Source organism: Pseudomonas sp. BCA17 (genome assembly GCF_004519405.1).
Taxonomy (GTDB): Bacteria; Pseudomonadota; Gammaproteobacteria; order Pseudomonadales; family Pseudomonadaceae; genus Aquipseudomonas.
Window position 1 is genome coordinate 1 of sequence record NZ_SGWI01000012.1, and the last position, 22,821, is coordinate 22,821.

Annotated in this window: 18 protein-coding genes; 11 read left to right on the top strand and 7 right to left on the bottom strand. The window is 61.1% G+C overall.

Going from position 1 to position 22,821, the window contains the following annotated elements:
- Window positions 1–625 precede the first annotated feature (625 nt).
- The gene (locus EXW71_RS28175; RefSeq protein ID WP_134661270.1) at window positions 626–1,642 is read left to right on the top strand and encodes an alpha/beta hydrolase; all 1,017 of its coding nucleotides are present in this window, start codon (window positions 626–628) and stop codon (window positions 1,640–1,642) included.
- Between the two features lie 65 nt (window positions 1,643–1,707).
- On the opposite strand, the gene EXW71_RS28180 is transcribed toward EXW71_RS28175, so the two are convergent.
- Window positions 1,708–2,631: a LysR family transcriptional regulator gene (locus EXW71_RS28180; protein ID WP_134661269.1), complete on the bottom strand. Its 924-nt coding sequence runs from the start codon at window positions 2,629–2,631 to the stop codon at window positions 1,708–1,710.
- Window positions 2,632–3,030: 399 nt separating this feature from the next.
- On the opposite strand from EXW71_RS28180, the gene EXW71_RS28185 reads away from it, so the two are divergent.
- The gene (locus EXW71_RS28185) at window positions 3,031–3,471 is read left to right on the top strand and encodes a helix-turn-helix transcriptional regulator (RefSeq protein WP_134661268.1); all 441 of its coding nucleotides are present in this window, start codon (window positions 3,031–3,033) and stop codon (window positions 3,469–3,471) included.
- A gap of 30 nt (window positions 3,472–3,501) precedes the next feature.
- Here EXW71_RS28185 and EXW71_RS28190 read toward each other — a convergent pair whose 3' ends face one another.
- Complete coding sequence (locus EXW71_RS28190; RefSeq protein WP_134661267.1) at window positions 3,502–4,077, bottom strand: flavodoxin family protein; 576 nt, start codon at window positions 4,075–4,077, stop codon at window positions 3,502–3,504.
- A 331-nt stretch (window positions 4,078–4,408) separates the two neighbouring features.
- Here EXW71_RS28190 and EXW71_RS28195 point away from each other — a divergent pair, with 331 nt between their 5' ends.
- Complete coding sequence (locus tag EXW71_RS28195; protein WP_134661266.1) at window positions 4,409–7,204, top strand: winged helix-turn-helix domain-containing protein; 2,796 nt, start codon at window positions 4,409–4,411, stop codon at window positions 7,202–7,204.
- On the opposite strand, the gene EXW71_RS28200 is transcribed toward EXW71_RS28195, so the two are convergent.
- The 4 genes from EXW71_RS28200 to EXW71_RS28215 form a co-directional block, all read right to left on the bottom strand.
- The gene (locus tag EXW71_RS28200) at window positions 7,151–8,647 is read right to left on the bottom strand and encodes a winged helix-turn-helix domain-containing protein (RefSeq protein ID WP_134661265.1); all 1,497 of its coding nucleotides are present in this window, start codon (window positions 8,645–8,647) and stop codon (window positions 7,151–7,153) included. The two genes, EXW71_RS28195 and EXW71_RS28200, sit on opposite strands and share 54 nt — an antisense overlap.
- A gap of 186 nt (window positions 8,648–8,833) precedes the next feature.
- On the bottom strand, window positions 8,834–9,784 hold the full coding sequence (locus EXW71_RS28205; protein ID WP_134661264.1) for a GlxA family transcriptional regulator: 951 nt from the start codon (window positions 9,782–9,784) through the stop codon (window positions 8,834–8,836).
- Window positions 9,785–10,040: 256 nt separating this feature from the next.
- Window positions 10,041–10,940: a LysR family transcriptional regulator gene (locus EXW71_RS28210; RefSeq protein WP_134661263.1), complete on the bottom strand. Its 900-nt coding sequence runs from the start codon at window positions 10,938–10,940 to the stop codon at window positions 10,041–10,043.
- Between the two features lie 130 nt (window positions 10,941–11,070).
- Window positions 11,071–12,285 carry an MFS transporter gene (locus EXW71_RS28215; protein ID WP_134661262.1) on the bottom strand — a complete coding sequence of 405 codons (1,215 nt, stop codon included), beginning with the start codon at window positions 12,283–12,285 and terminating at the stop codon, window positions 11,071–11,073.
- Between the two features lie 228 nt (window positions 12,286–12,513).
- Between EXW71_RS28215 and EXW71_RS28220 the strand changes: the two genes are divergently transcribed.
- The 5 genes from EXW71_RS28220 to EXW71_RS28240 all read left to right on the top strand — a co-directional run bounded on the left by EXW71_RS28220 (window position 12,514) and on the right by EXW71_RS28240 (window position 18,926).
- On the top strand, window positions 12,514–13,779 hold the full coding sequence (locus EXW71_RS28220; RefSeq protein WP_134661261.1) for a c-type cytochrome: 1,266 nt from the start codon (window positions 12,514–12,516) through the stop codon (window positions 13,777–13,779).
- Complete coding sequence (locus EXW71_RS28225) at window positions 13,776–14,249, top strand: (2Fe-2S)-binding protein (protein ID WP_123717932.1); 474 nt, start codon at window positions 13,776–13,778, stop codon at window positions 14,247–14,249. The genes EXW71_RS28220 and EXW71_RS28225 overlap by 4 nt, the downstream gene beginning before the upstream one ends.
- On the top strand, window positions 14,246–16,483 hold the full coding sequence (locus EXW71_RS28230; RefSeq protein WP_134661260.1) for a molybdopterin cofactor-binding domain-containing protein: 2,238 nt from the start codon (window positions 14,246–14,248) through the stop codon (window positions 16,481–16,483). Before EXW71_RS28225 ends, EXW71_RS28230 begins: the two co-directional genes overlap by 4 nt.
- A 117-nt stretch (window positions 16,484–16,600) precedes the next feature.
- Window positions 16,601–17,770 carry an FAD binding domain-containing protein gene (locus tag EXW71_RS28235; RefSeq protein WP_134661259.1) on the top strand — a complete coding sequence of 390 codons (1,170 nt, stop codon included), beginning with the start codon at window positions 16,601–16,603 and terminating at the stop codon, window positions 17,768–17,770.
- A 43-nt stretch (window positions 17,771–17,813) separates the two neighbouring features.
- On the top strand, window positions 17,814–18,926 hold the full coding sequence (locus EXW71_RS28240) for an alkene reductase (protein ID WP_134661258.1): 1,113 nt from the start codon (window positions 17,814–17,816) through the stop codon (window positions 18,924–18,926).
- A 135-nt stretch (window positions 18,927–19,061) separates the two neighbouring features.
- Here EXW71_RS28240 and EXW71_RS28245 read toward each other — a convergent pair whose 3' ends face one another.
- A complete protein-coding gene (locus EXW71_RS28245) occupies window positions 19,062–20,012 on the bottom strand; it encodes a LysR substrate-binding domain-containing protein (protein WP_123717928.1) in 951 nt (316 codons plus the stop codon).
- A 189-nt stretch (window positions 20,013–20,201) separates the two neighbouring features.
- Here EXW71_RS28245 and EXW71_RS28250 point away from each other — a divergent pair, with 189 nt between their 5' ends.
- From EXW71_RS28250 to EXW71_RS28260, 3 genes are all read left to right on the top strand, one after another.
- Window positions 20,202–21,092 (top strand): TauD/TfdA family dioxygenase, encoded by an 891-nt coding sequence (locus tag EXW71_RS28250; protein WP_123717927.1) that lies wholly within the window; start codon window positions 20,202–20,204, stop codon window positions 21,090–21,092.
- Window positions 21,089–21,694 (top strand): LysE family translocator, encoded by a 606-nt coding sequence (locus tag EXW71_RS28255; protein ID WP_134661257.1) that lies wholly within the window; start codon window positions 21,089–21,091, stop codon window positions 21,692–21,694. Before EXW71_RS28250 ends, EXW71_RS28255 begins: the two co-directional genes overlap by 4 nt.
- Before the next feature lie 210 nt (window positions 21,695–21,904).
- Window positions 21,905–22,741, top strand: a complete 837-nt coding sequence (locus tag EXW71_RS28260) for a helix-turn-helix transcriptional regulator (RefSeq protein ID WP_134661271.1) — start codon at window positions 21,905–21,907, stop codon at window positions 22,739–22,741.
- Window positions 22,742–22,821: the final 80 nt, after the last annotated feature.

Genomic DNA, 22,821 nt, shown 5'->3' on the forward strand with positions numbered 1-22,821 from the left:
GGCGGCTAAACCGGCATCCCTGCCGGTTTACCCCCCAAATCAATATCGAATTCCGGCCAGCGTGGTTTAACGGGGCGCCTGAGATCAAGATCAAAAGCGGCTCGCTTCGCATCGTGATGTGTGTAGACAGCCATGCTGCGCTGTAGCTTTTGCTTCCCTGTGGAAGCCAACTCGCCTGCGCTACACAGAGTATCTACACAACTCTGGTGTGGCCATGACCCTGTGGCGAGGGAGCTTGCTCCCGTGACGGCTTGGAAGCCGCCGACTATCCAACTGCACCTCCGCGAGGGGGCCCGCCCAGGCTCGATCATAGACTTGAATCCATGGGCCGCCGTCATACCGGGTTACGCGGATTCAAACCTGCGCTCGGCCAGCATGGTTTAACGGAGCGCTTACGATCAAAAGCAAGATCAAAAACACAGCGGCCACGGCCTCATAAAGCCATGCCCGCTTTCAAGCGCGCTCATTGTCACTTTCTGATTGACAGTTAAACGGTTCCCAGCCGCTTTTTCACTTTCAGGCACCTCATTAATCTGTGCTCACGGTGTTGCTGAGGCCTGAACCCAGCGTCACAGCAGCCCGATCCCAAGGCATGAAAACTCGAACGATTGAAAAGGAATTGACCATGAGCCTCAAGAAAACCCTCACCGCTTCCCTCCTCGCCCTGTCCATCGGCAACGCATTCGCCGCCGGCAGCCCCGGCGTCGAACACAACACGCAGGCGTTCCTCGACGCCCTCGCGGCCGGCGGTGGTAAACCGCTGGAGCAACTGAGCCCGAAAGAAGCCCGCGACGTGCTGAGCGGTGCCCAGGAGTCGGTGCAGGTCGATCTGTCCGGCGTTGAAGTCAGCGACAAGGCGATCAAGGTCGACGGCCAGGTGATCAACCTGAAAGTGGTGCGTCCTGCCAAGGTCAAGGGCGAGTTGCCGGTGTTCATGTTCTTCCATGGCGGTGGTTGGGTATTGGGCGATTTCCCGACCCACCAACGCTTGATTCGTGACCTGGTGGTGGGCTCCGGCGCAGTGGCCGTGTACGTCGATTACACCCGGTCGCCGGAAGCCCATTACCCGACCGCGATCAACCAGGCCTACGCCGCCACGAAATGGGTGGCCGAGCACGGCAAGGAGATCGGTGTCGACGGCAAGCGCCTGGCGGTGGCCGGCAACAGTGTCGGCGGCAACATGGCGGCGGTGGTGGCATTGAAGGCCAAGGAACAGAACACCCCTGCCCTGCGCTTCCAGTTGCTGATGTGGCCGGTGACCAACGCCGGATTCGAAACCGCCTCGTACCAGCAGTTCGCCGAAGGCCACTTCCTGACCAAAGGCATGATGCAGTGGTTCTGGGACAGCTACACCACCAACCCGGCCGAACGCGCGCACATCCACGCCTCACCGCTGAATGCCGGCGCCGAACAGCTCAAGGGGCTGCCTGCCGCGCTGGTGCAGACCGCCGAATTCGACGTGCTGCGCGACGAAGGCGAAAGTTACGCCCGCCACCTCGATGCGGCCGGCGTACCGGTGACCTCGGTGCGCTACAACGGGATGATTCATGACTTCGGCCTGCTCAACCCGTTGAGCCGGACTCCGGAAGTCCAAGCGGCAGTACGCCAGGCCGCCGCAGAGCTCAAGACGCATCTGAACTGATGCCCGACCTCTCGCCACACCACCCGGTGTGGCGAGTTTTTTGGTGCCCGCCAAGCCGGCGCCACCTAGGGGACTTTGATGCTCAAAGGTTCAGACATGTACTGGCTGATCCGCGAGCGTAGCCAGCGCTCTGCCGGATCGTTGTCGTGAACGCCGCTCCAGGCCATCGACAGTTGCGCCGCATCGATGGGAAACGGTGGGTCTTCGGCCCTCAAGCCACTACCTTCGACCAACGCACACGCCGCGTAATCGGGCACGGTGGCGATCATTTCGGTACCGGCGAGCATCGCGCGCAAGCCACTGAATTGCGGAACCCCCAGCACTACACGCCGAGTACGGCCGACCTTGGCCAGGTCGAGGTCAATGTTGCCGTTCAGGTCGCCGGAGAACGACACCATCGCGTGGGGCCGCCGGCAGTATTCATCGAGTGTCAGCTCACCGGGCCGGTTGTCACCGCGCAACACTTTGCAGGCAATATCACGCAGCCGCTTGCGCTTGGCATTGGCCGGCAATTCGGTGGTGTAACTGACCCCCACCGAAATCTCGCCCGATGCCAGCAAGGCCGGCATCAACAGATAATTGGCCCGGCGTACCACCACCACAATGCCCGGGGCCTCCTGTTGCAGCTGGCGCAACAACGGCGGGAACAAACCAAATTCGGCATCGTCCGAAAGGCCTATGCGAAACACATCGCAGCTCGTCGCCGGATCAAACTCCTTGGCCCGGCTGACGGCACCCGAGATGATGTCCATCGCCGGTTGCAACTCCTTGAGAATCGCCAACGCTCGCGCCGTCGGCTCCATGCCGCGGCCATTGCGCAACAGCAGCGGGTCGTCGAACAAATCCCGCAGGCGTCCCAGCGCAGCACTCACCGCAGGCTGGCCCATGAACAGTTTTTCAGCCACCCGGGTCAGATTCTTTTCGAACATCAGCGCCTCGAAAATCACCAACAGATTCATGTCTACGCGGCGCAGATCATTACGGTTCATAGGCACAGTCCCATTGTGTAGTGAGCCAGGTATTCGTCACTCGGCCATCGCTCGATAATCGGCAGTTTTGCCGCCCGCTTGCAAGGCCCGTTTTGCATAGTCATCCACTGAAAATGCCGGCCCATCCCAGTGATGTGGGCCGCACCCGCAAGCGGCCGTCCGCAGGCCGGCCAAATGTGCCAATCATGCCGGTATTCTCAGCCGAAAAATTGCAGCCATGTGCTGAGCGAGGGCCGTTGCCCGGCGATGTACCGGGGTGGAATTAACAACGTTTAACTCGCAAAGCACCGACCCGCCACCAAGAATAAAGCCCTCTGCACCGAACTGTTTTCCAACGCGTGAAACTGCTGACCCACCGCGCAGTGTGCCAGCGCATTCGCCTCGATACGGATATTTGCCATGGCCTATTTTCAGCACAACGCCGCCCGCGTACCCGCCACTGAAACGCATCTGCCCGCCACCGGAGGCCTCTCAGCGTGGCGCGAAAGCCTGGTCAAAAAACTGATTCTCGAGGGTCTGGGTGAAACGCTGGAGGTCACTGAGCTCGCTCGGGCCTGCGCCCTGTCCCGCAGTCATTTCTCCCGCGCCTTCAAGTGCAGCACCGGCCTGTCGCCCCAGGACTGGATTCGTCGGCAGCGCATCACGCGGGCCAAGCAACTGATCCAGGATACCGACCTGACCTTGACGCAGATCAGCCTGGAATGCGGCTTCTGTGATCAAGCGCACTTCTGCCACATTTTCACCCGCAGCGAAGGCATCACGCCTTTCGCCTGGCGCTGTCAGGCAGTACATGCGCTGCCTTCTCTCAAGATCACGGCTGCGCCGGCGGCTCGGCGTTGAGCCGAGCCTGATGAGTAGGGGAACCGTGCATCAAACCGCTGAATGGCCCATACGTTCGGCCAGGCGCGCGACCCGCTCCCCCAGGTGAGCGGCGGTGCAGCGATCTTCGGGAGGTGGAGCATGCTCCGGGGATTGCTCGACGTTCGATTGGGCCATGACCCCCAGGGAGCTGCCCAGGCGATTCAATTGCCCATCGAACAGGCCGACGCTGGAGCGCGCCGGCAGCAGGTCGAGGCCGACCCAGATCATCGAGTGCTGAGCGGCAAATACGGCCATCTGCAGCAAGGTATTGAGCTTGTCGCCACACAGGCAACCGGAGTTGGTGAACCCGGCAGCCAACTTGTCGCGCCAGGGCTGTGCCAGGTAGAACGACGCGGTGGCCTCCATGAACGTCTTGAAGGACCCCGAGGCACTGCCCATGTAAGTCGGGGCGCCGAAGATGATCGCGTCGGCGCGGTGCAAGCAGTCCCAGCGCGCGTCCACTTCCTCGACCGGAATCAGTTGGCACGTGCTGCCCAAGTGTCGCTCCACACCCTGGGCCACAGCTTCGGCGATGACCCGCGTATGACCATAACCGCTGTGATAGACCACCACCACATCACTCATTCCAGCCTTCTCCTGAAGTGTTCATCCCTTTTACTGCACGGAGCACAAAAACCGGTGCCTTCGGTTGATAGACTGCAGGCATTGGATTTTTGGGTGTAAGACAGGCGCAGGACGAGTTAAACGTTGTTAATTCTCAGTGGTGCGCCAAAAGCCACGACACGCCCTTTTGTCAGCGCCAGCCCAGTCGATACGCAGCTTGCGAACGGTGCCGTAATACGGCCGTCAACGCACACGCGGGCGAGTTGCCCGAATGCTGCGTTGCGCTGGCGAAAAAAACTGAGGAACATGCGCGGATATCGCGTGATAGACGCAGGCAGGCAGGAGTGACCCGTTGACCCTTTTCCCCGAACAGGCGGTGCATTTCGGCCCTTACCGGGTCTATCCCGGACAACGCCTGGTGCTGGAGGCCGATCATCCCCTGCGCCTGAGTCGGCGCGCCATGGACATTCTGTTGATCCTGCTGGAGCACGCCGGGAATCTGGTCAGCAAGCAGCAGTTGATCGCACGGGTCTGGCCCAACAGCGTCGTCGAAGACATCAATGTGCGAGTGCACATCGCGGCGCTGCGCAAAGCCCTTGGCGACGGTCAAGCCGGCCAGCGCTATATCGTCACCGTGGCCCAGCGTGGCTACAGCTTTGTCGCGCCGTACTCGCTGGAGCCCATCGAGCAACGCCCACCGAGCAGCGGCCACGGGCACAACGGTCATAACCTGCCGATTCGTCGTACGCGCATGATTGGTCGCCAGGTTCTGGTGGACCGCCTGGTGACGCAATTGCCACGCCAGCGGTTCATCACCCTGGTCGGCCCTGGCGGTATCGGCAAGACCACCGTGGCACTGCGCGTCGCGGAACAACTGATCGGCCGCTACCGGGACGGCATTCGCCTGCTGGACCTTGCCTTGATCAGCGAGCCAGCGATGATCACCACCCACCTGGCGATGCTGCTGGACCTGTCGTTGCATGACACAGAGCCGGTGAGCTGTCTCACCACCTTCCTGCGCGAGCGGCAAATGCTGCTGGTCATCGACAACTGCGAGCACCTGATCGACGCCATCGCGGTGCTCAGCGAAAGCATCCTGTGCGGGGCGCCCGATGTGCATATCCTGGCCACCAGCCGCGAGAGCCTGCGGGCCGACGGCGAATTCGTGCAGCGCCTGGAGTCACTAGACTGCCCGCCGCCTGTCGCCGCGCTGGAGCGCGACCAGGCCCTGGGCTTTTCGGCGGTGCAATTGTTTGTCGAACGAGCAATGGCCAGCCATGACAGTTTCGAACTGACCGATGCCGAACTGCCCCTGGTGATCGAGATTTGCCGCCGCCTGGACGGTATTCCTCTAGCGATCGAACTGGCCGCAGCGCAAGTGAACAGCCTCGGCCTGAGTGGCTTGCTGACGCAACTGCAAGGCAGTTTCCGTTTGCTCGCACAGGGCTCCCAGACGACGCTGGGGCGGCATCAGACCCTGCGCGCGACCCTCGACTGCAGCTTTGAGCTGCTGACGGCCTGCGAACAGATCTGCCTGCGCCGACTGAGCGTGTTCAGGGGTGGTTTCACGCTGGAATCGGCGGCGGCCGTGATTGTCGGCGAACACGTCGAAAGCTGCGCGGTGCTTGGCGCAATCACGCAACTGGTGGCCAAGTCCCTGCTGAATGTGGAGGTCGGTGACGAGCAGGTGTTCTATCGTCTGCTCGACACCACCCGCAGCTATGCCCTGGAAAAACTCGACCAGGCAAATGATTTGCCCGACACCCTGGGACGCCATGCCCAGTGCTGCCTGGCCTTGATGCATCAAGCCCAGAACGACTGGGAGCACACCCAGACCGATGTATGGATCGAGCGTTACGCGCGCAGCCTCGAAGACATCCGTTCGGCCCTGGACTGGGGGTTGAACGCACAAGGGCCACAGGCTGTGGCGATCCGCCTGGCTTCGGTGTCGACGTCACTCTGGCAGGAACTGTCGCTGCTCAAGGAGCACGGCGTGTACGTGCGCAAGGCCCTGGCCCTGCTTGAATTGACGCCCGAGCCCTGCCCTCGCCTGAAAATGGCCCTCAAGCTCGCCCTTGGCAGCTCCTGCTACCACACCCAGGGCGGCAGCGCCGAAACCGTCGAAGCCTTTGTGAGCGCCAGAACCCTCGCCGAACGCTGCAACGATGTCGCCGGCCAGCTCAGAGCCGTGTCCGGGCACATGGCGGTCAACCTCAGTTGCGGCAACTATCAGACGGCCCTGGAACAGAGCCTGCAATTCGATCGCCTGGGTGTGCAAGGTCATGCCGCCGTGTCCCTGAGTACCCAGCGGTTGCAGGTGCTGGCCCTGCACTTTGCCGGGGACCAGCCGAAGGCACGCACGCGTGCTGAACAGGTTATCCAGCACATGGCCCAGAGTGGACACCTCAATCGCTTCACCCATGGCTTTGGTGTCCAGTACGACCAGTGCGTCGCCTCGCTGACGATTCTGGCGCGGATCCTCTGGTTGCAGGGCCACCCCGAAAAGGCCTGGCGCGCCGCCCGCCAGGCGTTGGACATTGCGCTCGAGATCGACCACGGCACGTCCATCTGCTACACCCTGGCACTCTCCGGTTGCCTGATCGCCCACTACAACGGCGACACTCAAACGGCCCGCGACCTCTTGCGCCTGCTGCTCGAACAAGCCCAAAAACATTCGGTGCTGCTGTTTTACAACTGGGCCCGGCACTATGCGCAGGTGATCGATGACGAGAGTACGCATCCGACACCGCCAGTCGGCGCCGGGCTGATCAATGAAATCATGGTCACACTGGATGGCCGTTTCGTCGACGACGCATTGCTGGCACGCGCCGAAAGCGGCGCGGCGGGTTGGAGCACCGCGGAAATCCTTCGGGCCAGCGCAAATGCTCTGCTTGCACAAAACAGCCAGCCTGCGGCTGAGACGGTGCTGCTCAAAGCGCTGGGCGTGGCACAGGCCCAGGGTGCTCGGGCGTGGGAGCTGCGCACGGCTACATCACTGGCCGAGCTTTGGCAGCGTCAGGGTCGTTTCCAACAAGCCCATGATCTGTTGGCGCCCATCTACAACGGCTTCACCGAAGGTTTTGCCACCCCCGACCTAAGCAACGTCCGCCTTCTGCTTGACGAGCTGCAACAACACCGGTCTTCCTGAAACCCAGCGTGCCCGACTGATGTAGCCGGCATAACGCACTTCAAACATGCGCTGCAGCCCGCTCAGTTCAAGCTTTTCCAGTACATAAGTGCGGGTGGTGTTGAGGAAGCGATAGCGGGTCATGCCATCGCTTGGTTCAACTGACAACAGTGATTTCAGCACCAGCCGTTCTATCGCCTCGACCAGGCTGGCGGGCCGCAGTACCGCACAACTGATGACGCCGATGGCGGCTTCCAGCGTAAAGGCTATTTTGAACACCGCCAGCCCTTGCAGGACGGTCTGCTCCAGCGGGCTCAGCCGCTGGTAGCTCCAGTCCAGGGCGGCCTTGAGCGTCTGGTGCCGTGGGACGGCGGTGCGCCGGCCTTGGGTCAGCAGTTGAAAACAATTATTCAGTTGTGCCCGCAGCCCAACCAGCGCCAGCGCATCGATCTGCGCCGCTGCCAGTTCGATGGCCAGGGGCAGCCCGTCGAGGCGCCGACAGATTTCCCGCACGCCCTCGAGGTCCTGTTCACGCAGCGCAAACCCTTGCTGGCGGGTACGCGCACGGCTGACAAACAGCTGCACCGCCGAATAGCTCATAGCCTCGGCGACACTGTGCAGCGCCGACATCGGCGGCACCGCCAGGGCCGGCAAGCACTGCACCGTTTCCCGTGCCGCCCGCAACGGCTCGCGGCTGGTGACCAGGATCGACAACCGTGGCGCCGAAGCCAACAGGCTCTCCACGCGCGTTCGGCAACATTCGAGCAGGTGCTCACAGTTGTCGAGCACCAGCAATGCATGCCGTTGCGCCAGTGTCTCCACGCCAATGTCCAGCCCAAGCGTCTGGCTCAGATAATCGTCAAGCCGTTTGGGGTCGTCGATTGCCGCCAGATCAACGAACCAGACGCCATCTCGATAGTGCTGCAACAGCAGTTCGGCCACGCGCAAGGCCACCGTGGTCTTGCCAATGCCGGCAGGGCCGACCAGCGTCATGAAACGGAAAACCGGCAACTGCCGGACCACACTGCCCACGATCGAATCCCGGCCGATCACTGGCGTGATCCGTACAGGCAGGTTGTGGCGGGGTTGCTCAACGGCCTCGATCGAGACCGGCAGCCCCTCCGGCTCGCACTGCACCGGGGCGACAAAGCAATAACCGCGCTGGGGAACATTGACGATGTAGCAACACCCGTCCTGACCATCGCGCAGTGCCCGGCGCAGCGCGGCGATGTGCACGCGCAGGTTGATTTCCTCGACCACCGAAGTCGGCCAGACGCGGGCAATCAATGCCTCCTTGCTGACCACATCACCCGCTTGCTCGACCAGTACCTGGAGAATATCCAGTGCCCGTCCGCCCATACGCAGCGGCCGATCACCCTCCAGAATCAGGCGTTGACGAGTGTGAAACACGTACGGGCCAAACCGCAGCACCGCACTGCTATTTAAATCGCTGAGTCTGTTCATGCACATTCACGTGCCGAAAACCGGGCCCGACTCAAGGTACTGCATCATCCCTTGCACGCGTTCGCCCAGGCTCCCGCCTCTCCATTGCCAAAAGTTCACAAACATCTTGGCAGACAGGGGTGACCGAACAACGGCCATGGAGGGAGCGTCACGGACATAGCGGTGCGCAGTACGGACAATAACGTTTCAGCTGAACAGTTCGCGGTACTGCGCGGGGGTCAAACCCAGTTTTTCACTGAACAGAAACCGCATGTGCCGCACGCTGCCGAAGCCGCTCTTGTAGGCAACGGTCTTGAGCGGCAGGTCACTGGTTTCCAGCAGGCTTCTGGCAAAATCGATACGTGCGCTTTGCAAAAACTCCATGGGTGTCATGTTCACTTCCCGGGCAAACAACCGGGCGAAATGCCGCGCACTCATATTCGCCAGGCTGGCCATGCGTTCGACGCTGAAGCTTTCATCAAGGTGAGCGAGCACATAGCTCTGCACCCGGGCCACCGGCGTTTCCGGAGGGGCGACTGCGGGCATCAACGGGCTGAACTGCGCCTGTCCGCCCTGGCGTTTCATCACCACCAGCAGCACCTTGGCCACGTCCTGGGCGATTTTCTTGCCGTGATCCTGAGCGACCAGCGCCAGTGCCAGGTCGATGCCGGCGGTGACCCCACCGGAACTGTTCAGGTTGCGATCCTGGACGTAAATCTGATCGGTCTTCACCAGAGCGTTAGGGAAGGCCCGGATCAACCGCTCGGTGTAATGCCAGTGAGTCGTCACCTGGTAACCGTCCAGCAAACCGGCATGCCCCAATATGAATGCCCCCGTGCAGATCGAGCCATACCTGGACGACCGACTGACGGCGCTCTGCAGCCAGTCGAGCAACGGTTGATGTTTACCGTCGTAGGCCCCCGGACCGCCCGGCACCAGCAACAGGTCATAGCTGTCGCGGGCCTGGTCTATATGCACATCGGCCTGCACGTTGATGCCGTTGGATGCGCGCAGCGCGCCATGCTCGGTGCCGATCGTCGACAGCTGATAACGGTCGCCCGGCGCCAGATAACGATTGGCGATGGAAAACACTTCCATGGGCCCGGCCATATCAAGCAGGAGGAAGTCTGGAAACAGCACCATTGCCACGGTTTTCATGGTTTGTAAGTCACTGAAATCAAAGAAATAGGAGACGCGCGTCAGTGCCGACCATTATGGCCAATTGTAACAACAAGGAAATATGAACCCGCGCACACTGCCGTCAATCTTAGTCGGTCAATACGTCGATTCCAGCCTTTCGATCGAAGGCCAAACGCAAACGCGGCGCCTGGCGCCCCCCCGCCCTGTTCGGTACGGCCGCAGGGAAGAGCCACACAGTGCACAGCGCTGCTTTGTCGAAGACCTGAAGGGGTCTTCAGGAAGAGAGGATTTCCTCAAGGAACGCAATGAACACATTGATGCGACTGGAGCCACGGTGGTTGGGCAGGTACAGCGCGTTGATGCAGGTGCTGGCAGTGCCGGGATTGACTTCATACTGTTCCAGCACGCGGGTCAGGCCGCCCCGGGCGACATCGTCACGCACCAGCCAGTCGGCCAGCAGCGCCACTCCGCCACCCGCCAGTGCCGCTTCGCGCAGGATATCGGCGTTGTTGCTTTGCAAGCGCCCCTGGACACTCAGGCGCAAGGTGTCCTCATCGCCCTGGAACGTCCAGTCGTGGTGCACCGCGCCATAGTCGAAACGCAGGCATTGATGCTCCACCAGATCACTCGGGTGACGCGGCAGACCGGCCCGTGCCAGGTATTCGGGACTGGCCACGACCCAACGCTGAAACTCACCGACCTTCTTGCTGACGATGTCATCGTTGACGATCGAAGAGCCGAGGCGCACAGACACATCGATTCGCTCGCTGATCAGGTCACTGACCCGATCGCTCAACGACAGGCTGATCTCCAGGCCCGGATGGCGCTCCAGCAGGCGCCCCAGGTGAGGCGCGATGATGCGCCGCCCGAACTCCACCGGAACGCTGGCACGCAGGTGCCCCTGGACCTCGCTGCCACGGTCGGCGACGGTGGCATCGGCTTCGTCGACGGCCTCGAGAATCAGCACGGCCTTCTCGAAATAAGCCTGCCCTGCCGCCGTGACACTGGTGTTGCGCGTGGTGCGATTCAGCAGGCTGGCGCCCAATTCACTTTCCAGGCCCGCCACCTGCCGCGTCACCGAAGACGTAGACAGACCGAGCTTGCGCGCCGCTGATGAATAGCCGCCACAGCGTACGGTTTCAACAAACATCTTCAGCGCCAGCAGCTTGTCCATCAGGCCATCCCAAGCGAAAAATCAAGCTGATTACTATGCCTGACCGCGCATGGGGTGTCTTGCACGCCTGTGCTCAGGCACGGGCGTGGCTGCTTGCTCTTCGATAGGCCTCAACCGCTCGCGCCGGGGCCTACGCCTGGCGGTACCGGCGGCGGAGAAACATCACCAGTGCCAGACCAGGGACCGTCGCAATCGAGACGGCCGACAGGCTCCAACCACCCCACTCATAAAGGGGGCTGGCCACCAGCGAACCCAAGGCTCCGCCGACGAAGATGCTGGTCATGTACACGGCATTCAGGCGTGCCCGGCTATGCGGATCAATGGCGTAGACCTCACGCTGCCCGAGCACCATGTTGAGTTGCACCGCAAAATCCAGCAGCACCGCGCACGCTACCAGCCAAACATAGCCACTGCCCGGCAGGGCGCCTATCAGCAAGGAAACAGGCGCCAACACCAACGCAACGAGCGTGCCGCGCTGCCCATGCCCCGCATCAGCCAGCCGGCCGGCAATCGGGGCGGCAATCGCACCAACGGCGCCCACCAGGGCAAACACGGCAACCTGCGCCTGGCTGAAGCCATCCTGGCGAATCAACTCTATTGGCACGATGGTCCAGAACAGGCTGAAGCTGGCGAACAATAACCCTTGATACAAGGAACGCTCACGCAGGCTCGGATGGCGCCGTGCGAGCGCAAATACAGAGCGGATCAACGCGCCATAAGAGGACTGATGTGTCGGCATGCGCCGTGGCAAGGCAACGGCCATGATGCAGGCGATCAATGCCATCAGGCCCGCAGCGCTGAAGAACACGCCGCGCCAACCGAGAGACTCCGACAACAGGCTCGACAGCGGGCGCGACAACAGAATGCCCAGCAGCAGGCCGCTCATGATATTGCCCACCACCCGCCCGCGGGTTGCTTCAGGTGCCATGTGCGCAGCCAACGGCACAAGAATCTGTACGGCCACGGACGTCAGGCCGATGAGCAATGAGAGCACCAGGAACAGCGAAGGCGACTGAGTAAAGCCGGCGCCAACCAGGCAAAGGCTCACAGCCAGCGTGAACCCCACCACCAGACGGCGGTTCTCCATCAGGTCGGCCAGCGGCACCAACAACAGCAAACCCGCGGCATAACCGAACTGGGTCAGCGAAACAATCAGGCTGGCGTGAGCGTTGGATAGACCAATTTGAGGCGCGATCAGCTCGACTATCGGCTGGGCATAGTAAAGATTGGCGACGACGGCACCACAACAGAAGGCCAACAAAACCACCAGGGCACCTGAGATTGACGCGGGGTGTTCCCCCTTCACCGTCGTGCTTGCCGTTGCTGCAACGTTGCCGATAGGCATGATGAACCTCGTTTGATTGGGACAGTTTCGGCAAGGCTAGGCGCGACGTTCGCCGAGGAGAATCCGGCGCCGGGGCAATTGAGCGATGCGTATGACGCAACGATCTCAGTGTTGCCGATGGCGCAAAGCGCCATTGCGCGGTTTGGCAATACCGCCCCGCGCTTCTCTTCTCTACCCTCGGCGATACAAGTCCCTCGCGGGTTCCATGGACGAATGAAGGGTGACGTGATGAAAGCCAGGCAGCTATGGATAGGCGCTGCAGTGCTCGCTGCGGCAGGCGGGATAGGCGCTGTGTTGCTGATGTGGCGCCCGGCGATCGCACCGGCCGAACCGCCGCAGCGTTTCGATTCCGCACAGGTAGCACAGGGTGCGCGGGTAGCCGAAGCCGGCGACTGCGCGGTCTGCCATACACGTCCCGGCGGCCAGCACCTGGCCGGTGGATTGGCGCTGGTGACCCCGTTCGGCACGCTCTACAGCACGAATATCACACCGGACGCCGAGACCGGCATTGGCCAATGGTCATTGCCGGCCTTTGAACGGGCAATGCGCGACGGCGTCTCGCGCGACGGGCACTTGCTGTACCCCGCCTTCCCTTACGTGCACTACCGTCGCCTGACGGAAGGGGATATCAGCGACGTCTATGCCTATTTGATGAGCGGCCCCGCCGTGCACTCGCCAGCCATGCCGAACCAGATGAAATTCCCGATGAACATCCGGCCATTGGTGGCGTTCTGGAATCTGCTGTTCCTGCATACAGACCCCTTGACGCCCGTGGCGCAGCAATCTGCGACCTGGAACCGCGGACGCTATCTGGTCGAAGGCCCTGGCCACTGCGCAGGCTGCCATTCTGCGCTTAACCTGCTGGGCGCCGAGAAAACCGCTCAGCACCTGGCGGGAGGGCTGGTCGACGGATGGGAGGCGCCTTCTCTGCTGGGTATGGCCAACCGTGCCCGGCCCTGGAGCAGCGAACAGTTGGTAGGGTACCTGCGTGCTGAAGTTGTGGAGGGCCATGGCACCGCCGCCGGGCCGATGCGACCGGTCAGCCTCAGCCTGGCCAACCTGCCCGCCAGCGATGCCCAAGCCGTTGCCGAATACCTGCTGAGCCTCACTGACCCCGCACCGCCCCTACCCGCCTCGGCGGCCACACGCCCCACCGAGGTAGCCGAGCAGACGCCTGGCGCCCTGTTGTTCGAAGGTGCCTGCGCGGGCTGCCATGGCCCCGCCGCGCCGATGCGAGAGATTGATGGGCGCCCCGCTCTGGACCGCACATCGGCCCTGCAGGCAGCCAGTGCGCGCAACTTTCTCAAGACGGTGCTCGACGGCGTGCCTGCCACACCTGGGCGACCCGGGCCGGTCATGCCGCCTTTCGTTGCCAGCCTGGACAACGACCAGCTCGCGGCGCTGGCTGCATTTCTTCGCGAGCAGGCCAAGCCAGGCCAGCCGTGGACAGACCTTTCTTCCACTCTTCTCGAGTTACGTCAGGAGGCGCAATGACCCAAATGACCCTCAACGTCAACGGCTCGCCCCATTCGCTGGAGCTCGCGCCCGACATGCCATTGCTGTATGCGCTGCGCAACCATCTGGGGCTTAACGGCGCCAAGTACGGCTGCGGTTTGGGACAGTGCGGTGCCTGCACCGTGCTGGTGGACGACCAACCCGTATTTTCCTGCCTGACGCCCTGCACAGGGCTGGAAGGCAAGGCCATCCGTACGGTCGAGAGCCTGGGCACGGCGGAGCGTCCCGGCCCTTTGCAAAAAGCCTTTATCGAGGCACAGGCCGCTCAATGCGGATACTGCATCGCCGGCATGCTGATGCGCGCCCAGGCGTTGCTTGAGCGCACGCCTCATCCGGACGAACACACCATTCGCGAGCATATGGCGAGCAACCTGTGCCGCTGCGGCACCCACTTGCGGATCATCGACGCCATCAGCCGTGTCGCCAGGCAAGACAGGAGCGCCCCATGACTCTTCAGCATGAAGTTGATCAGGGCCGCCGCGCTTTCCTGCGCGCAGGCGCGTTGGTGCTGACATTCACACTGGTGCCGGCAGCGCGCCATGCGCTGGCCGACAGCGAAGTCGATACGCTCGGCACTGTCGTGCTGGCACCCGATCTCCCAGGCAGCCTGCGCACCAACCCCTACCTCGATGCCTGGATCCGCGTCGACGCCGAAGGCATCACCGTCTACACCGGCAAGGTCGAATTGGGTACGGGGGTGAAAACGGCCCTCCTGCAGATTGCCGCCGAACGCCTGGATGTCCCACCGAGCGCAATCCATCTGCTCACCGCGGATACCGCCCTGACACCCGACGAAGGTTATACGGCCGGCAGCCATAGTATTTTCGACAGCGGCACGGCCTTGTTCAATGCGGCGGCCCAGGTTCGCGAGTTGCTGCTGGAGTCGGCGGCGCGCAGTTGGGAAGTCGAAGCCGCCCTGCTGACCACCCATGAGGGCGTCATCCAGGGCCTGGCCGGACAACGGATGACATATGCCCAAGCCGTCAAGGGCGTCGACCTGCACCATTATGCGAAGGCGCAATCACCCTCGATGCCGGCATCCGCTTTCAAGCTGATCGGTCATTCCGTTGCGCGCCTGGATATCCCGGCCAAAGTCAGTGGCGGCGCGGCGTTCGTCCAGGATCTGCGCCTGCCCGGCATGCTGCATGCCCGCGTCATCCGCCCACCACGGCCTGGTTGCGTCCTTGAAGAGTTCGATAGCGAGTCGATAAAGGGGCTGCCCGGGGTGGTGCAGGTGGTGCGCGACGGCAACTACCTGGCCGTGGTAGCACGAGATGAATGGCAGGCCATCAAAGCGATGCGCAGCGGGTACGAACTGGCCCGCTGGAGCGGCGCAGCGGCGATCCCCGAATCGGATGACATCCACTCACTGTTGATACGCCTGCCGGCGCGCCGCTATCCGATCAGCCATGCAGGCAGCCCGGCGGCCGGAGCCGGCGTGAGTTATCACGCGCGCGTCACCAAGCAGTACCTCATGCACGGTTCCATTGGTCCGTCCTGTGCCGTGGCCTGGTTCAAGGATGGCACGCTCACCGTGTGGACCCACACGCAAGGCGTCTACCCTTTGCGCACAGGGATCGCCGAGATGGTGGGGCTGGCCCCGGCGCAGGTGCGCTGCATCCATATCGAGGGGTCCGGGTGTTACGGCCACAACGGAGCGGACGACGCGGCAGCCGATGCCGCGCTGATTGCGATGCGTGTTGCAGGCACGCCGGTGCGTGTGCAATGGATGCGCGAGCAGGAAAACCTCTGGGAGCCCTACAGCAGTGCCATGCTCACCGAGGTCCGCGCCAACCTGGATTCGCAGGGCAAATTGCAGGACTGGGCCTATGAATTGTGGACGACGCCGCACAACGAACGCATCGTCAATGCCGGCAGGCTGATTCCCGCACGGCTGTTGGCTCGGCCATTCGTCTCCGCGCCGTCGGTTCCAATCGCGCAGCCCGAAGGGGACGGCGATCGCAACGCGGTGCCGCTGTACACCCTGGCATCCACCCGCATCGACATGAACTTCGTGACCAGCATGCCGTTTCGCACATCCGCCATGCGTTCACTGGGGGCGCACATCAATATCTTCGCCATCGAAGCCTGCATCGATGAACTGGCCATCCAGGCCGGCACCGATCCGGTTGCCTTGCGCCTCGCCCATCTGGCAGACCCGCGAGCCCGTGCGGTGGTCGAACGCGTCCGGGACGCCAGCGGCTGGCCGCATAAAGGTAATGAGCCGGGCGCCGGCATTGGCTTCGCGTTTGCCCGCTACAAAAACATCATGGGGTACTGCGCAATCGCCGTACGTTTGCAGGTGCATCCGCAAACCGGCGAGATTCGGCTCGACCACGTGATAACAGCCGTGGACGTGGGCCAGATCGTCAACCCCGATGGCCTGCGCAACCAGGTGGAAGGCGGCATCGTGCAGTCCGCCAGTTGGACCTTGTATGAAAAAGTCGGCTACGACCCGGGCGGTGTGCGCAGCTACGACTGGAGCGGTTATCCGATCCTGCGCTTTACACAGTTGCCCAGGCAGGTCGACGTACATTTACTCGATCAGCCCGGACAACCGTTTCTCGGGGCCGCCGAGATCGTCCAGGGCCCCATGGCCGCCGCCATTGGCAATGCCATAGCGAACGCCACCGGCCGGCGCTGGCTGAACCTGCCCCTGACGCGCTCGGTGCAGCAGGCATGACCTGAAGCCGCCCCCCGGTCGAAGCGTTGCGTTTCACGCAATGCAGCATAGGGCCATGTCTGGATTATCACGCACGGCCCACCGGATTAAGTTAGTGCCCAACAGGAGGAAAATCCCATGTCCGGCACTGCATCACCATCGCATCATCAACGCCGCGCCCTTGTCATCGGCGGCTCACTCGGCGGCTTGTTCGCCGGCAATCTGCTGCGCACCGCGGGGTGGGACGTAGACGTGTATGAACGCTCGGCACAGGACCTCGACAGCCGAGGTGGCGGCATCGTATTGCAGCCCGAGGTGGTCGAGGCTCTACGCCAAAGCGGTTGCGAGCTTCCACTCAGCGAACTGGGCGTGCGATCAGAGTACCGAACCGTGTTTCGTCCGGACGGCTCGATACGCAGTCATTCACACATGCCCCAGGTCCAGACGTCCTGGTCATTGATCTACACAACTCTGCGCGATGCCTTCGGACCTGAGCACTATCACCGGGGCCAGACGCTGGTAAACGTCGATCAAACCAAGCCCGGGCTTGTCAGTGCCGTCTTCGATAGCGGGCATGCAGCACAGGCGCAGCTATTGATTGGCGCCGACGGCGGAAGCTCGACGGTACGTCGACTGCTGTGGCCGGACAGCCAGCCAACCTATGCAGGCTACGTGGCATGGCGAGGTCTCGTCCCCGAGCACGCCGTACCCGCCGGGGTGCGCGAAGAAATGTTCGGCACCTTCGGCTTTGCCAACAACCAGGGCTCACACATTCTCGGTTATCTGGTGCCAGGTGCCGATAACGATTTACGGCCGGGCCACCGACTCTACAACTGGGTCTGGTATCGGGTCGCCCCCCTCGACATCCTCCCGCGCATCATGACCGATGCGGACGGCCACGAACGTGGCTTTTCGGTGCCTGAAGGCCGGTTGGCGCCGGCCTGGCGCGATGACCTGTTCGAGCAGGCCGACGCCCTGCTGCCTCCCCAGTTCCGCGCCATCGTACAAGCGACCCAGCATCCTTTTGTCCAGGCAATCCGGGACCTTGCCGTCGACCATATGGTTGACCGCCGGGTATTGCTGCTCGGTGATGCCGCCGCCATACCTCGGCCACACACTGCAGCGAGTACCTCGAAGGCTGCAACCAATGCGTTAGCTCTCGGCTCCGCCCTGCGTGCTTTCCCCAACGATATTGATCGGGCGCTGCGCAACTGGGAGCACGCTCAAGTGGCGCTGGGGCGGCGACTGCGGATCCAGGGTACGGAAATCGGCAATCACCTGCTTTTCAACCAGGCCCCGTCCGCCTGAGCACTCACGGCATCCCGCTCGATGCCCTCCCAAGGAACTGTTCATGACTCAGCACCTGTTTCAACCCATTACGGTTGGCCCCTACACACTGGCCCATCGCGTGGCCATGGCCCCTTTGACCCGGTCCCGAGCCGGACAGCCGGGCGACCTTCCAACCGCCCTGAACGCCGAGTATTACCGACAACGCGCCAGTGCGGCCTTGATCATCACCGAAGCCACGCAGATTTCCCGCCAAGGCCAGGGCTATGCCTGGACCCCGGGAATTTACAGCGAGGAACAGGTGCAGGCCTGGCGCCAGGTGAGTACACACGTCCACGAAGCCGGAGGGCTGATCTTCATGCAGCTGTGGCATGTGGGGCGTGTTTCCCACCCAAGCTTCCAACCCGATAACGCCCTGCCGGTTGCCCCCAGCGCACTGCCGGTGCCAGGCAAGACGTTTATCGTCGATGAAGATGGCAAGGGTGTCTGGGGTGATGTCCCCGTCCCGCGAGCCTTGGAAACCTCGGAGATTGCGCAAATCATCGACGACTATCGTCGCGCCGCGCGCAATGCCTTGAGAGCCGGCATGGACGGCGTTGAAATCCACGCGGGCAACGGTTATCTGCTCGACCAGTTCATCAATAGCAACAGCAACCAGCGTGAGGACAACTACGGCGGCAGTGTGGAAAATCGCGCTCGCCTGCTGCTGGAAGTCGTAGAGGCTGTCGCCGATGAGGTGGGAGCCGAGCGAACAGGTGTTCGACTTACGCCCATGGGCCGCTTCATGGGAATGGGCGATGCGACCCCCGAAGCCACGTTCGGCCACATCGTGGGCGCGCTGAACCGCTTGCCCCTGGCCTATCTGCACCTGGTGGAACCTGCCGTGGTGGGCACCGTCAAGGACGAGAATTTCGATCCGCGCTGGGACGCAATCATCAGTCAACTTCGTACGCAATGGAAAGGCGTGCTGATGATTGCCGGTGGTTACGATCCGAAAACGGCAGAACGCGCATTGGCCGCCAACCGTGCCGACATCATTGCCTTTGGAAGGCCGTTCCTGGCCAACCCTGACTTGCCGCGGCGGATCCGTGACGGGCTGGCGCTCAACGCGTCGGACCCCAGCACCTTCTTTGGTGGCGATCAGCGCGGCTACACCGATTATCCCGTTCACCCATAGGTGCCGGCACCGACGCCGGATGGCTCCAGCCTGGTTCCTGGTACCCCCAAACCAGTGCTGGACGTGTGCCGACTCGACGAGTGCTTCAGCGTTTAGCGCATGCCGGATTTTGCAGCGTTGCCTGGGCTGGCGGCGTCAACTCAAGAACTCCAACCCGCGCTCGTCGATCACTGGGACGGTTTCCAGCAGATAACGCTTGAAGCTCTCCAGCGCCGCGTTGTTATTGCTGCGCGCGGGCCAGACCAGGTAGTAGCTGTCGCCGGTGCTGACCGCCTTGTTGTAGGGCAGTACCAGTGACCCCTTGACCAGTTCGTCGCCCACCAGGGCCAGGTCGCCGATGGAAATACCGCGGCCCTGGATGGCTGCGGAGATGCCCAGTTCCAGGGTGTCGAAAATTTTGCCTTTCTGCCAGGACACCGCCGACATCAAGCCCACTCGTTCCAGCCAGCGTTGCCAATCGCGCCGGTCGCGGGACGGGTGGATCAACTCCGCCGAGAACACCCCTTCACCACTCAGGTTGTGCTGCTCCAGCAGGCTTGGCGAGCAGACCGGTATCAGCCATTCGTCAAACAGCTTGATAAATTCAAGGTCGTTGGAGAACCGCCCGTTGCCCAACAATACTGCGCAGTCGAACGGCTCGACATCGAAGTTGACGAAATCGACGTCCATCCACTCACTGGACAATTGCGCCTGCTCTATATCATTGACTGCATTGAACTCATCAAGCACATGCAGCAACCAGCGCATTGTCAAGGTCGAGGGCGCCTTGACCCGTAAGGTTTTCTCCTTGCGCCGGGTGACGGTGCAGGCATTCTCGATCAGGCGAAAGCCGACTCTCAGTTCTTGAGCCAACAATCGGCCGGCCTGGGTGAGGAAAATTTTCGGCCCTTTGCGCTCGAACAACGCGCAGCCAAAATGCTCTTCCAAGGCCTTGACGTGCCGGCTCACGGCACTTTGGGTAATGAAGAGGTTGTCGGCAGCCTGGGTGAAAGAACTGAAACGCGCGGCCAATTCGAAGGCACGCAATGCGTAGAGCGGTGGCAGTCGGCGCGTCCCTTGATCAAGCGCATCATGATTCATACTCATCCTTACCCATCATTTTTTTCCGTTTTTAAAGACAGTGCGGTTGACGAATAATCAACCGTACAAATAAGCGACAGACTTATTAGTCATTTCAAGCGCAACCGAACCCAACTAAAAAAATCAATCATGCTTGGCATGCGCCTAACCTCTGCGGCCTTTAATATTTTTTAAACACACAGCAGATCCTTCACCATGCCTAATTTCAATCAACTCCTGTCTTCCAGTATCCAGCAAGCAAAGCTCGACCAGACGACCGAATCCGACATATTGAATTTTCGTTTATTTGGTAATAAAAAAGGCTTCCTGCATTTAAAAAACCTGCCCATCGGCAGGGTTCCGCCGACACCCAGCGATCGCGCCAGCCTGAACAAAGAATGCACTATCAGTGAGCAGATCATCCTGAAAGCGACGGCCATGCTGGGCGACCCGATCGGTTATATCCAGGAATCCAACGGCGCTATCATCAACAACTTCTTCCCGCATAAAAAATACTCCAAGGGTGCCAACTCCGACAGCTACGATTGCGAGTTGGAACTGCATACCGAAAATGCCTTCCATGCTGTGTCTCCGGATTACCTGGTGCTCTTTTGCCTGCGCCAGGACCCCGGCGCCCAAGCCGCAACCTTCATTAGTTCTATCGATGGCATTCGCGACATCATTACACCGGAAGACCTGAATTATTTCCATGAAGAAAAGTACAACTTTCTGTCGGACTACTGCGAGACGGAAAAAAACTGCCGTATTGATATAAATCAAAAACAGACGGTTCTATACGGTGACCCCGAATCGCCCTATTTCCGATTCGATCCTCAATTCATGGTCGCACACAGCAAACACGCGCAACTCAAACTTGAATACTTGCGCAAGGCCGCCTGGGAGGTCGCCCATCCGGTACACCTCAAGGCCGGCGACCTGTTGATCATCGACAACCGTAAAACCGCGCATGCCCGTAGTGCTTTCTCAGCCGGCCTGGATGGCCGTGATCGCTGGATCCAACGCACTTTCGCGGTGGCCGGCTATCGCTACTACGCGCAACGCCTGGGCAACAACAACCGCGTACTGGACCTGGTAACCACCCTATGAGCATGCTGCACCTGACCTTTGCCCTGGCTGTGTTTTTCCTGATCGCCTCGCCCGGTCCGGTGGTGGCCCTGGTCATCTCCGATGCCAGGCAAGCCTGGCCTGCCGCTACGATCACGGGCGGCGTGTTGTCCGCCCAACTCTTGCTACTGATCACCCTGGCGCTCATCTATACCGCGCTGGATGTCAGCCCGGTGCTGCTGAACTGGGGTCAACTGATCGGCGGACTTTATTTGGCCTGGTTGGGGGTGTCCAGCCTCCTGGCCAGCTCGGACAGCGTTGCGACGGTGCAAAAAGGTCAGCGTCACTTTTTCTGGCGCGCCCTCAAAGTGGGCTTGTCCAACCCGAAAGACATCCTGTTCTTCCTCGCTTTCCTACCTGGGTTCATTGACCCCAATGGCGACTTCATTAAACAGGGCCTGATCCTCGCACTGATCTGGGGTGTGATCGACGTCACGATCCTGCTGATCTATGGCGCCATCTCACGCCAGCTGTTGTCCCTCGCGGCGGCCCAGAAAATCATGGCCAAGGCGCCCAGTGTATTTCTGCTGGGTATCGGCCTGTTGTCCGGAGTCATGGGCACACAGCGACTGATGCAGGGATAAAACATGTGCACACAGCCGGCAGTGAAGTTCGATAGGACGGCCGGGCAAGTAGACAATATCACTGTGCCACCATTGAGATTCATGCTAGGGCACCGTTTAGAAACATGCAACCAAAGCTTGGGCTTTCATACCGCTCTACCCCCGTGAGGCTTGCTCTTCAACCGACGCAACCGCTGCGACAATCCTCAACCGAAACATGACGGTGAAATAATGAACTCTCAAACCTTGTTCCCTCTCATCGGTAAAGTCATCGCCAGTACGGGCAGCCGCCATTTCTCGCGGTTTTTGCATGACCTGGTACTGACCAAGGTGCCCGTGGATGCCACGCACATTACGCACATCCGCATAAAGGGCGCCGACGGAACACGTGCAGAACCCAACGGTAACGGCGCAGAGATCCTGAGCCCTGAGCGCATGTCCTCACTGATTGAAGCCGAGCAACAAACAACACCTGCGTCACCGACCGACCCTCTGGTGCAAGAGCGGCTGATTGCTCAACCCATGACCGGTTTTTCAGCGTCGGTCGACACGGGTGCAAAACACGACTTGGCGCCCATCTCGTTCAGCTCCCAGTTGCATCTGAAATCCCGTAAAAAAGAATACTTTTATATAATTTCGTTCTATCGCGCACAGGCCGATAACTTCTCGATGCAAGAGCAAATAATCCTCAAGGATTTCTCCTTGCTGTTGCTGGCGTTGGTAGAGAAGCACATTAACGCGATAAATTCTCAAGGCATTCCCGACAAAAATATCGCCACTGAAGGGCTTGTCCCGCAAAACCGGGACATGGATTCCCTCCGTCAGCGTTTTGAGGCCCGCCTGCTGCAGTCCGGCTTGAAGCTGTCCAATCGCGAAAAGGAAATCTGCGCCGGCCTCCTGGCGGGACGTACCGCGCCTGAGCTGGCTGAAGCGCTGGAACTGAAGGTCAACACGGTGGAAAGCTACTTGAAACGCGCGGTGATCAAAATGGGCATCAGCGGGCGCCATTCGCTGATCCGTTGGATGCATGCCAACCCAGGCAGTCCAGCCGTTACACGCCTGCAATAAAACTGTCTTGTTAATTATTCAAGATCGTCATTTCAGCAGAATTGTTTTGTTCTGAGCACGCCGCTCGCGTACAACTTTCA